The 13,167-nt window shown below is 39.2% G+C and carries 9 protein-coding genes; 1 reads left to right on the top strand and 8 read right to left on the bottom strand.

The window, feature by feature from the left end; translation table 11 throughout:
- Nucleotides 1-258 precede the first annotated feature (258 nt).
- The 7 genes from CA265_04120 to CA265_04090 all read right to left on the bottom strand — a co-directional run bounded on the left by CA265_04120 (nt 259) and on the right by CA265_04090 (nt 9,012).
- Nucleotides 259-1,509, bottom strand: a complete 1,251-nt coding sequence (locus CA265_04120; protein ARS38908.1) for a sulfate adenylyltransferase — start codon at nt 1,507-1,509, stop codon at nt 259-261.
- A 120-nt stretch (nt 1,510-1,629) separates the two neighbouring features.
- A complete protein-coding gene (locus CA265_04115) occupies nt 1,630-2,535 on the bottom strand; it encodes a sulfate adenylyltransferase small subunit (protein ARS38907.1) in 906 nt (301 codons plus the stop codon).
- A 193-nt stretch (nt 2,536-2,728) separates the two neighbouring features.
- Complete coding sequence (locus CA265_04110; protein ARS38906.1) at nt 2,729-3,427, bottom strand: phosphoadenosine phosphosulfate reductase; 699 nt, start codon at nt 3,425-3,427, stop codon at nt 2,729-2,731.
- 2 nt (nt 3,428-3,429) lie between these two features.
- Nucleotides 3,430-4,941: a siroheme synthase gene (locus tag CA265_04105; protein ID ARS38905.1), complete on the bottom strand. Its 1,512-nt coding sequence runs from the start codon at nt 4,939-4,941 to the stop codon at nt 3,430-3,432.
- Complete coding sequence (locus CA265_04100) at nt 4,925-5,695, bottom strand: uroporphyrinogen-III C-methyltransferase (protein ID ARS38904.1); 771 nt, start codon at nt 5,693-5,695, stop codon at nt 4,925-4,927. Before CA265_04100 ends, CA265_04105 begins: the two co-directional genes overlap by 17 nt.
- A gap of 104 nt (nt 5,696-5,799) precedes the next feature.
- Nucleotides 5,800-7,890, bottom strand: a complete 2,091-nt coding sequence (locus CA265_04095) for a nitrite reductase (GenBank protein ARS38903.1) — start codon at nt 7,888-7,890, stop codon at nt 5,800-5,802.
- A gap of 675 nt (nt 7,891-8,565) precedes the next feature.
- The gene (locus tag CA265_04090; GenBank protein ID ARS38902.1) at nt 8,566-9,012 is read right to left on the bottom strand and encodes a transcriptional regulator; all 447 of its coding nucleotides are present in this window, start codon (nt 9,010-9,012) and stop codon (nt 8,566-8,568) included.
- Nucleotides 9,013-9,227: 215 nt separating this feature from the next.
- Between CA265_04090 and CA265_04085 the strand changes: the two genes are divergently transcribed.
- Nucleotides 9,228-10,448 carry a phosphohydrolase gene (locus tag CA265_04085; GenBank protein ARS38901.1) on the top strand — a complete coding sequence of 407 codons (1,221 nt, stop codon included), beginning with the start codon at nt 9,228-9,230 and terminating at the stop codon, nt 10,446-10,448.
- 137 nt (nt 10,449-10,585) lie between these two features.
- Here the strand turns inward: CA265_04085 and CA265_04080 are convergent, their stop codons facing one another.
- Entirely contained in the window at nt 10,586-13,021 is a 2,436-nt protein-coding gene (locus CA265_04080; GenBank protein ID ARS38900.1) for a hypothetical protein, read from the bottom strand.
- Nucleotides 13,022-13,167 lie beyond the last annotated feature (146 nt).

Here is a 13,167-nt window from a genome sequence, read left to right as displayed (position 1 = left end):
TAAAGTCTTCATTATTATATTTGGTTGTGGTTCTACTGGATTATATCTTCCATCACACATAGGATTTAGGATCAATGAGTTGAAATAAAATATTCATCATTTCCATCTCACCGCTTATATCATCCGTTCTTCTAGCATTAAGGAATTAAAAATATCAAGATTTTAGCGATATGCGATAAAGCTACAGCCATTGAGGATTGAAAATTGGTTATTGATCATTTTCCATCCCACATCTTCCATTTTACATTCCCTACTTTTCTACTCTACTGCTGCCCTGAACATTAAAGCACCAACGGTTAAGTTCGTACGCGTATCTACCAAAATGGCTGAACCATTTGCCCGGTTATCATCATATAAATCGAAGGCCAAAGCATCAGCAGTTTTAATAATCACACGACCAATATCATTCAATTTAAATTCATCAGCAGCATGTTTTTCAAGGGTATTGATATCAACCTTATGCAAAATTTCACTGATTTTACAGCGGGTAATTTTACTGTTATGCTGAATATTGTACATGATAGAGGTATCTAATGCACGGCCATCCATCCAGCAAAGATCTGCTTCAATCAGCTTCGATTCCTGTGGTAAAGCCGAAGCATTTACAATGGTATCGCCACGGCTAATGTCTACATCATCTTTTAGGTGGATAATTACCGATTGGCCAGCATGAGCGGCATCTGGGGTTTGATCAAAAAATTCAATCTTCTCCACTGTAGAGCTCGCACCACTAGGCAATACCGTAACCTTGTCATTTAAGTTAAAGGTTCCGCTTAATACCCTACCTGCATAACCGCGGTAATCGTGTAATTCTTCAGTTTGCGGACGCACCACCCACTGTACAGGCATACGGGCCAATTGCGATTTATCTAAGTTATCGGTATCAACTTTTTCTAAGAAGTGTAACAAACTCTCTCCTTCATACCAATCCATATTACCTGAATTTTGCACGATGTTATCGCCTTTTAAGGCACTAACCGGAATGTAGGTTACATCAGCCAGCTTTAACTGCTGTGCCAAAACCTTGTACTTTTCTATAATTGCGCTATAAACGGTCTCGCTATAATCAACCATATCCATTTTGTTGATACAAACCACTACATGTTTAATACCCAATAGGGAAACAATATAGGAGTGACGGATGGTTTGTTCTACCACGCCGTTACGGGCATCGATTAAGATAATGGCGAGGTTGGCTGTAGAAGCGCCTGTAACCATGTTTCTTGTATATTGAATATGACCAGGAGTATCGGCAATAATAAATTTGCGTTTTTCGGTCTGAAAGTACTTATAGGCTACATCAATGGTAATGCCCTGCTCGCGCTCTGCCCTTAAACCATCGGTTAAAATGGCTAAATCTATTGTGCCGTCATCATTTTTGCGGTTAGAGCTCTGTAAAGCTTCTAACTGATCGGCCAAAATAGAATCTGTATCGTATAACAAACGGCCGATTAAGGTACTTTTACCATCATCTACACTGCCTGCTGTGAAAAATTTTAATATGTTCACGATTGTTGAAATGTTTTAATGTTGAAATATTTTAATGTTTTGGTTGATGGTTAATAGTTTTTTAGTTGATGGCCTAAATGATGAGCCACAGACTAAAGACTATTGACTTAGGACTCTGGACTAAAAATATCCCCCTTTTTTTCTGTCTTCCATTGCGGCTTCAGAAACTTTATCATCCATACGGGCACCACGCTCTGAAATTTTAGAAGCGCTGATTTCAGAAATAATATCATCAATCAAAGTGGCATCCGATTCTACTGCAGCGGTACAAGACATATCGCCCACGGTACGGAAACGAACCTGTTTGCGTTCTACCACATCTTCATCATCCATATTTAAAAATGGCGAAGCGGCCATCAACTGTCCGTTTCTGGTGATACAATCGCGTTCGTGTGAGAAATAAATACTTGGCAAATCTATTTTCTCTCTGCGGATATAATTCCAAACATCTAATTCTGTCCAGTTACTGATCGGGAATACTCGGATGTTTTCTCCTTTGTGGATTTTACCGTTGTAAATGTTCCAAAGTTCAGGACGCTGACGTTTTGGATCCCATTGGCCAAATTCATCACGAACAGAGAAAATACGTTCTTTTGCCCTTGCTTTTTCCTCATCTCTGCGTGCACCACCGATGCAGGCATCGAACTGGTATTTCGCGATGGTATCGAGTAAGGTTACCGTCTGCAAAGCATTTCTACTGGCATTTTTACCAGTTTGCTCTACCACTTTACCCTGATCTATTGATTCCTGCACAGATCCGATGATTAATTTTTCACCAATCCGCTCTACCATCTGATCGCGGTAAGTAATGGTTTCTTCAAAATTATGGCCTGTATCAATATGGACTAAAGGAAAAGGAAATTTCCCCGGACGGAAAGCTTTTTCTGCCAAACGAACCAAAGTAATTGAATCTTTTCCACCCGAAAATAATAAGGCTGGCTTTTCAAACTGACCCGCTACTTCACGTAAAATGTGAATGGCTTCGGCCTCTAGTTCATCTAAATAATCGAAATTATATGTACTCATTGCAAATGTTGGAATGTTTAAATGTTGAATGATTAAATGCTAAATGGCTTCATTATTCAACTTGTTATATTTGTTGTGTTGTTGTTGTTGTTAAAATTGTTGTAAAGTTGAAAGGTTTGAACGTTGAAATATTCCAACGTTTCGTCGAGTAAGGAGTATAAACCTTCCACCTTTTAGCCCTCCGCCTTATACCTTAAGTAGCGTGCAAACCGCATTCTTTTTTACTCTGGTCTTCCCACCACCATCTTCCGGCCCTAAAATCTTCGCCTGGCTGTACTGCTCTGGTACATGGGGCACAACCGATACTAGGGAAACCTTTATCATGCAGGGTATTGTAAACAATGTTGTTTTCTTTAATGTAGGCTTTCACATCATCTAAAGTCCAATCGAAGATAGGATGAAATTTAACCAGTTGGTTTCCTTCGTCCCATTCTAAATCGTGCATATCTTCACGATTGGCACTTTGATCGGCCCTGATTCCGGTTACCCAGATTTCATTACCTTTTAATGCTCTTTTTAAAGGTTCGATTTTACGGATATAACAGCATTCTTTTCTGTTTTCTACCGATTCGTAAAAACTACTCGGGCCTTTTGTATTTACCATATCCTGCAACAGCTCGTTTTGCGGATAATAGGCATAAATGGGTTTATTATAAATTTCTAAGGTTCGGTTCCAAACGTAATACGTTTCCGGGAACAAACGTCCGGTTTCTAAAGTAAAAACCTTAATCGGAATATTATTGGCAAAAATTAAATGTGTAATCGCCTGATCTTCCCAACCAAAACTGGTCGAAAATATAATACGGTCGGCATATTTAGCTGCCAAAAATTTCAGTTTATCAATTGTACTTAAACCTGCCAGTTCTGCTTTGATCTCCTCTAGGTTCTCCATCACTAAATTAATTTTAAAATAAACATAATCACACTGCGCAAGCTTACAATCATCACAATAATCCCTACAGCAACCATAATCGTTTTTGCCGAAATTTTGTTCGATACTTTTGCGGCGATTGGCGATGCAATTGCGCTACCAATAATCAAGCCCAAAACAGCTTCCCAGTGTTTGCCACCTAACATGGTAAAAAAGGTAAGCGAACTCAGCGTGGCAATAAAAAAGCGGCTTATTTTTACCGTACCCAATGAAAATAATGGGTGCCTGCCGCCTGCAATTAAACTCGACAATACGATTGAACCCCAGCCACCACCAAAGGCCGCATCGATAAAACCGCCTACAAAGCCTAACAAGCCAATTTTCTTAATTTTATCCTGTGCTTTTTTTCTTTTAATATTAAAGGCTTTCATTAAAATAATTGCCCCTAAAACTAAGGTATAAACAGCAACAACCGGTTTAACGTAAGCACTGTAATGTTCTAATGACGACAGAATATAAGCCCCTAAAACTGCCCCGATAATGGCAGGGATAATTAAAATTTTGAATAGTTTCCAGTTTACGTTACCCATACGGTAGTGCATCCAGCCTGCAATACCATTACTCATTACTTCAGAAATGTGAATGGCCATACTTGCCGATGCCGGTGGTAAACCCATCGCTAACGAAAAAGATGCTGTGGTAACACCGTACGACATTCCAATTGCGCCATCAATTAAGGCAAATACAAATCCAGCACCTAAAAACCAATAGAATAATGGATCGATATTAATTAAAAATGCTTGAAATTCTGGTTCCGTATTCCACAAAGAAAAGCCGATAGCACCAATGAGTAGAACGGATGCCACCCAGATTAACCATTTAATGTTCCGTTCGGCAAAACTTTTTTTAGGGTTAATTAAACTTTGGGTAACCTTATTGAGTTTTTTAACCTTTGCCGAAAAATCGCCATTTAAAGTTTGACGCAAAGCACTCATATTCTGCAGTGTTTCATCAAGCTCAGCTGGCAAACCTTCATTTAAAATCTGCTTTAAACGTTTGGCTATGGTTGGTGATTTTCCATTTGTGGAAATGGCAATTTTTAAATCGCCTTTTTGAACGATTGATCCCAAATAGAAATCGCACAGTTCTGGCTTATCTGCCACATTGATCAACAGGCCACGCTCGTGCGTCACCTTTCTGATCTCTTCATTTAAAATATTGTTATTGGTTGCCGCAAAAACGATATCAATATCGTTCAGATCATCTACGTCGAAACTTTTTTGCTTCACCTTTATCAGCGGATAATTGGCGATAAGGGCATAAACTTCTGGCGATATTAATTCTGCAACAATGGTGATGGTTGCCTGCTGACTGTTATTTACAATCGCTGTTAACTTCTCCAGCCCAATATTTCCTGCACCAATTAATAATGTACGCAGCTTGTTCAGCTTTACAAAAACCGGAAAGAGCTGGTTACCTTTTTCTTCTTCCGAAAAAGATTCTGCATTATTAGGTTGGTTAGGCAATACTTGCATATTGTTTAATTAATTTCTTAAATGATGGATGTAATGATACAACTTCTCCAAAAATTAATAAAGCGGGTGCTTTAATATTTTCTTGTTGCACTAAGCCTTCTATAGTTTCAACCACACCAACTACTAATCTTTCATCTTCTGCCGATCCGTTCTGAACCACTGCAGTTGGTAAATGATGTTTGCCTGCGGCTTTAAAAATCTCTACAATTTTTGGCAACTTTTTAAGTCCCATCAGTACCACAACAGTGGCATTAGAATGTGCGGCCTGGTAAATATCAGCCGAAACTTCTCCGGAAGTGGTTGTTCCGGTAATTACCCAAAAACTTTCGCTCATGCCACGGTGTGTAACCGGAATCTGCTGCAAGCCTGGTACACCGATAGAACTCGAAATACCCGGGATTACACTTACCGGAATACTATACGATGCCGCATAATCTAACTCTTCGTAACCTCTGCCAAAAACAAATGGGTCGCCACCTTTTAAACGCACCACGTGACCGTAGTTTAAGGCATAATCAATCATTAATTTATTGATGGTATCCTGAGGATAAGAATGCTCACCTGAACGTTTCCCTACATAAACTTTAATGGCTTCTGCCGGAGCATGCTCTAATAAAGCTTCGTTGGTTAAGGCATCATACAAAACCACATCAGCAGTTTGCAATGCTTTTACGCCTTTTAGTGTCAATAAATCAGGATCTCCAGGACCAGCGCCTAAAAGGGTTATTTTTGATTCTTTATTTTGATTAACCATGTTTCTTTTTAATTGTTGAATTTTGAATGACTAGATGAAGAGTTGTTTGGCGCATGGCATTTAGCGTCTGCAGTTCTCCAATCTCCTATCTATTGTATCAAATCTCATTTCGCTAATACGGCCCTTTTCTCCTTAATCTGATTTAAAAATTGTTTTGCTTCTTCAAAATATTTCTGAGCAAACTCGGCTGTTGGTTCGTTTTTGTTAATCTGTAAAACCAGGTCAGAGAAATTGGTCGATAAATTAAATTCTCCGGTTTCTACATAATGGTTATCAAATTCGCGAATCACACCAACCTGTGTGCTGCTATTTACACCTTTATCTAACAATAACGATTTGGCAGCGCTCACAAAAGTGCTGTAAGTATGATAAATGGCATCGGCATAAGCAGCTTTCTCAAGGTTTTGTTTCGCCCAATCGAATTTTTCATCGGCCTCTAACAATAAGGTAGCGACTAAGTCAATTACCACACCGGCACACTCGCCTACACCAATTGCAGTTACAAACTCTTCTACGTGTCCCCAATCTACAAATTCTTCTGTTTTAAGATTGGTTAAATCGGCCAGTGGCTTTAACAACTGATAAAAATGGTCTTTACCTTTTCTATCATAATATTGGTGAAAGTTCTCCTCTTCCAGGTTATTGGCTTTAAAATCATTTAAAATGAAATGTAAAACACTGGTTGCTCTTTTTGAAGGCACTTTAATTACACGTTCTGCTACTCTACCCACACCATTACCTACTGTACCACCACCCAACATCACCTGAACTGCCGGAACAACTTTTCCTTCAGCTTTTACCGAACTTCCGTGGAAACCAATTTCAGCTAAACCATGCTGACCGCAAGAGTTCATACATCCGCTGATTTTGATCTTGATGTTTTTCTCGTAAATAAACTCAGGGAAATCCGTATAAATCACCTCTTCTAAAACCTCAGCCAGGGTCATTGAATTGGAAATACCCAAATTACAGGTATCGGTACCAGGGCAAGTGGTAATATCAGCTAAACTATCAAAGCCTGCTGTAGTAAAACCAATTTTATTTAAAGCTGAATATAATGAAGGCAATGCTTCCTTACGTACAAACTTTAATAATAAGCCCTGGTTTTGCGTAATCCTGATTTCATCAGCCACATAAAGTCTGATGGCATCAACAAAAGCACGCGCCTTATCAGTTTTAATATCGCCTACCTGAACTTTTACATAAACGCCATAAAATCCGGCTTGTTTCTGCTCAATTACATTGGTCGCTAACCAGTGTTTGTAATGAGCTTCGTTTAATATTTCTACCGCAGGGTACTCCTGTTCTAAAGGCAAGAGTGGCTGAGGTACCGTATTAATATCGATTTTAAAGGTTTTTACTTTGTTGGCAATGCGCTCTTCAGCAACCAAACGTAAAACTTCTTCTAAACCTAATTTTTGAACTAAATATTTTAAACGCGCTTTGTTACGGTTGGTGCGTTCGCCATAACGGTCGAATACACGAAGAACCGATTCAGTAAATGGAATTAACTGGTCTTCAGGTAAAAACTCATGTACCGCATTGGCTAAAAACGGCTGCGCACCTAAACCACCTGCAAATAAAACTTTAAATCCACGTTCGCCATTTTCGTTAATTTTAGGAATAAAACCTAAATCGTGAATATAGCTAAACGCGGTATCTCTATCACTCGAAGAGAATGAAATTTTAATCTTTCTACCCATTTCCTGACAGATTGGGTTACGCAAAAAGTAAGCAAATACGGCCTGCGCATATGGCGAAACATCAAAAGGTTCTTCTGCATCAATTCCAGCATTTGGAGAAGCGGTTACATTACGTACCGTATTTCCACAAGCCTCGCGAAGCGTAATATCATCCTGCTCTAATTTAGCCCAAAGTTCTGGTGTGCGATCTAAACTTACATAGTGAATCTGAATATCCTGACGGGTAGTTAAGTGTAAATTTCCACTTCCATACTCATCAGCAATATCGGCAATACGTAACAACTGCTTAAAAGTTACCTTACCAAAAGGCAGTTTAATACGCACCATTTGTACTCCAGGCTGTCTTTGACCGTAAACACCGCGTGCTAAGCGGAGGCTTCTAAACTTTTCGTCGTGGATGGTTCCATCTCTAAAAGCTTTAATTTTATTCTCCAAATCGATAATGTCCTGCTCGACAATCGGATTTTCGAGTTCTGTTCTGAAACTTTGCATATGTGTTGTTAGCTTTATTCTAAAAATGCTTCCCTGTTACCGAGAAGCATTCCATATTTTATACTTAAAATTATCTGTAGGCTCCTATTACTGCGTTTTACAACAACACATTATTTGCATAGCGATTAATTGATTAGGTATAAAATTGAAATTCATACGCCAAATATATAAAGTATATAGGAATAGTCGTAATTTATTATGAAAAATTTTACGAAAACCTGTTAAACCTGGCAGGTGACCTCCGCTAAACGCCATCCTGAACTTGTTTCAGGATCTGTTTTGAATGGCTGGTTAATAAATAGCTAACTGTCAACCTGTAACTTAATTCCAGATTGATAACTGAAAACCGAAAATTGTCAACTGATTAGGGCGCTAACGCGGATTAAGACCTCGCATGTTTTAAAAACCTTCGAGGTCTTAACTCCCGATCTTGCTACTACCGCTGTTAAATAAACCCGATTGCAGTGGTAGCTGCCGGCTTCAAGCCGGCACTACAAACGGAAAGCGGGACTGAAAACCCCTATGAAAAACTGAACTTTCATTTCCAAAAAAAAAAATCCCAAACTCAATAAATGAATTTGGGATTAATATTTTAAAACCTGCGAGGTTTAAGACATATCGTATTAGACCCTGAAATGAATTCCGGGTGACGGATTTAATGGCGAAAAATAAATATTATAAATTAATAACCCCGATTTTCAGGTTATCCTCACGGCCAATTACATCTGCAATGCTCGTTTCGGTTAAAACCTTAAGCGTAGCATCTCTAACATCAATAAAGGCACTTCTGATTCCGCAGGTTTTCTCGTCAACACATTCATCACATTTGTGATAAAAATTTAAACTTGCACAAGGCACCATGGCAATAGGACCATCAGTTACACGCATTACGTGTACCAATAAAATCTCTTCGGGCTTTTTGTTTAAGCTATAACCACCGCCTGCGCCTTTTTTACTGTATAAAAAACCAGCGTTACGTAAATCGAGCAGGATTTGCTCTAAGAATTTTTTCGGGATATGCTCCTCCTCTGCAATTTTTGAAATTTGCATAGGTGGTTTATCTAAATTTTTACCAAGCGCAACAAGCGCTTTAATGGCATACTTTGTTTTTTTGGACAGCATATTTGCACAAAGCTAATAAAAGAAAGTAAATTATAAAATATGCAACAGGAAGTTGATTTTAATTCAACAAACTATGATATTGATAAATATAAGGCTTAATAACGATAATTGCTTTAATCAAACCAGCGTAAAAATAATCGCTAACCGTAACAGTAGCTTATTATCAGCGTTTAAATTCTACTTTTACCTATATTCTGAATTACAGATTTTTAACAATGAAAAGAAAACTCAATCTATTGCCGCTCCTAATCGTTGCAATTATATTTTTTGCCCTTAACGCCTATGTTTTATCTGGCCTGGGTACCATCAATCAATCTACCTGGCTTAGTCCTATTTTCTGGGTCTTTATTGTTGGACTAACTTTCGCTTTACTTTACGCCATTCAGCAGATGCGGATTCAGGGCATGAACAGGTTCTTCCAGATCATCAGCCATGCCTTTCTGATCATTTTTGCCGCAGAAATTGTATTTGCCTTTTTTCTGCTTCTGGGCGATGTTTACCGCTTGCTATTAGGGCTTTCAACTAATTTTCAGCCAGAAGGTTTCCATATTTTAGGCCGCAGCAATTACTGGGTTGATTTTGCCTTTGTAATGTTCTGTTTAACCATTGCCTTATTTGCTTATGGCATTACCCAGGGAAAATATGCTTACCGCGTAATTAAACATACTTTATACTTTGATGATCTGCCTGCCAGTTTTGATGGTTTCACGCTAACCCAAATATCGGATGTACACGCGGGAAGTTTTACCAATCCTAAAGCGGTACAAAAAGGTATCGACATGATCAATGCCCAAAAGAGCGATCTGTTTGTTTTTACCGGCGATTTGGTCAATAATGCCTCTTCTGAAATTGTGCCTTACATTGGCCATTTTTCGCAAATCAAAGCACCCTTCGGACAATTTTCCGTTTTGGGCAATCACGATTATGGTGACTATATCAAGTGGCCTACAGAAGCGGATAAAACACAGAATCTAAATCAGTTAAAAGCTTATCATAAAGAACTTGGCTTTAAGCTTTTATTGGATGAACATGTGGAACTGCATAAAAATGGCGAGAAAATTATACTGGCCGGAATAGAAAACTGGGGAATTGGTTTTGGAGAGCGCGGCGATTTGAATAAAGCCCTGCAAAATACCGCTGTTAACGATTTCAAGATTCTCTTATCACACGATCCTTCGCATTGGGATGCGCAGGTAAAAAATTATCCTTCGAAAATTCAGCTGTCGCTGGCCGGACATACACACGGTATGCAGTTTGGGATCGAAGCTTTTGGGATTAAATGGAGCCCTGTAAAATACCGTTACAAACATTGGGCGGGCATTAAAACCGAAAACGGAAGGTACTTGAATGTAAACAGAGGCTTCGGTTTTCTAGGCTTTTCAGGGCGAATTGGTATCTGGCCGGAGATTACGGTAATTGAATTGAAGCGGAAGTAAAACAGTTATTACCAACTATTCTTTCTAACAAAAAGGTCGTCATTTCGAGCGAAGTGCAACGAAGCCGAGAAATCTGCCTAGGTAGATCTCTCCATTCCGCTGCGCTACAGTCGAGATGACGACCGAAAAAATCTAACCTAGTAATTAAGCGTATACGTCAAATTATACGTACGGCCACGGCCTGCATAATAAAAGGTTTCTTTCTTCGCTAAGGATTGATATAAAAACTGTGAGCGTTGACTCCAGATGGTCTGATAGTTTTTGTTCAACAGGTTTTGTACCCCAAATGATAAACTTCCGGTAAATAATTTTACCGAACCTAATAAATCAACCGTGGTGAAGCCTTTTAACTCATTTTGCACGGCAACATTTGCAATTGTTGCATAACCTTTCGAATCAAACGAGTGAAAAGCCTGTGCTTTTAAACCGAATACTTTTCCGTTATAACCCAGGTAACCTGCAATTTTTGACGGACTGGCCACCGTTACATCCTGTAAAGACCAGGTACCATCAGCATTTTGTTTCTGGGTTTTGATATACAAACCGTTTACTCCAGCCTCGAAACCATTTTGCAGGTTTAACGATAATGAACCTTCAACACCTATATTCCGTACATTTTCATCAAAAACTTCAATGTTGAATGTGCTGTTGGTTTTCACATTTTTATCTGATAAGGCATAAAAACCAGCTACCTGTGCATTAAATACGCCTGTGCGATAACGGTAACCTGCTTCGTACTGTTCTGTTTTGATACCGGTTAAAGGAGAACTTGCAACATTAATCGAGTTACCTAAATTCCAGTTGGTGCCAGCTAAAGTATAAGCACCCTGTCCATAATATTTTGCCGGATCAGCCAGGTTAAAACCTTGTGAAAAATTAACCCAGGCCTGTTGAGGGGCATTGATTTTAAATACCAAACCACCATTTAATAAGTTCACATCATAATGGTTTTCTCCACCTGCAATAGCAGTAGCCGTTCTACCCACGCCATAAGCCAAAGGAACCGCTGCAGCAGTACCCACAAAATCGCCAACTTTAACAAACATGCGTTGCTGGCGCACTCCTCCTGATAAAGTTAAAAAATCGGCTACTTTAACCTGAGCTTGTAAAAATCCAGATAAACCATTCACCCTAAAGTTTGGATAACGGGCAATGGTCGCTACTGTAGTATTGTTTAAACCGCCCGATGTGGCAGCTTTTGTTCTATCAAACAGGGCTTGCTGGGCATTAAAATTCTCATTATCGGCATCAATTCCATAAGTAAGGTTTAGTCGGTTCCAATCTTTATTCAATACGAGTTTTAATGCACTATAATTCGTGTTTTGGATAGATGATCCGCTGTAAAGCACACCAGGTATTGCTGCCTGTCCCGGAAATGGGTGAAAGCTGAATTTTTCATTTCTTGCCGCTGCCTGTACATAAAGTGTTTGTCCACCCAAAATGTCGCTGGCCTGGTAATTGGCATTGATATTCGCTCGGCTGGTTTTTGGGTCAACATCTGCTGAATAACCATTTCTCATTTCTAAAAGTGCCGGATTTGATAATAATCCACCATAATTTGTACCCAGGAAAAGGTCTTTATCACCACGGTAACCCGAATTGTAATATTGGGCATTCACCGATAGTTTTTGGTAGTCTGTCAATTTAAATTCAGTACTTCCGAAAAAATCGAAGGACTGGTTATACTGTAAATCTGTTTGTGTAATGTCAGTAAAAATCTGTTTTCCATCTGCGCCATAGGCTGCGTTATTTTTCTGGAAGGCCATACCGATACGTCCGTTCCAATCTTTGCTCCCGCCTGAAATCGCTTGTGCTACACGTACATCGTGGTCACTTTTTTCTTTCAAACCGCTGCGTACACCAACCTGTGTAGTGAAGCTTGGCTGACTATCCTGCCCTTTTTTGGTAATAATGTTGATAATACCGCCTGTTGCACCACCGCCATAAACGGCGCTTGCTCCAGACAATACCTCTATTCTTTCGATGTTGAAAGGATCTATCGATTCGAACTGACGGCTTACACCACGTGTACTGTTTAACGATACCCCGTCAATCATCACCAATGCATCTCTGCCGCGTTGGTTTTGGCCGTAATTCGTACGTCCCTCCGGACCAGCATCCAAACTCGGGATCAATTGCGCCAATGTTTGTTTAAGCGGAATCCCTGCTCTGGCTTGTTCCTGAATTTTTGCACCGTCTACAACCCAAACTGTACCTGGTATCTCGCTGATTTTGGTCGGTTTACGTGATGAAACCACCACCACCTCCTGCATATTGGAAGTAGGGCTTAAATAAAGGGTTAAATTAACCGTTTGGTCTTTAGCCAAACTTACTTTTTGCAGTATGGTTGTATATCCTACATAACTTACCTGTAATTTGTAAGCACCTTCGGTTAATTTTAACTCGAAGCTGCCATCAGCAGCAGTTGTAGCCGAAGCATTTTTGCCTTCGACTTTAATATTTGCCCCCGCAAGCGGAGCAGTTTCGCCAATTACCTTTCCGGTAACAGTTTGTGCTTTACCTGTTAACATAAATCCACAAACAAGGATTGCAATTAAGTATAGATTTTTCATTTACTATTATTTTTTTTGCGCAAAGCAATCATTTATTTAGATCAAATCCAAATAAAATATTTTAATTTTCTCTTGAACAGCCTACTAAAACGGTTAAGTAGCACTTCATAAACAACTTATCAACAATGTGTTAAAAATATTTTAAA

It is taken from the genome of Sphingobacteriaceae bacterium GW460-11-11-14-LB5, assembly GCA_002151545.1.
Taxonomy (GTDB): Bacteria; Bacteroidota; Bacteroidia; order Sphingobacteriales; family Sphingobacteriaceae; genus Pedobacter.
Note: the sequence above shows the minus strand (reverse complement) of the source record. Positions and strands in the feature narration are given on the sequence as shown.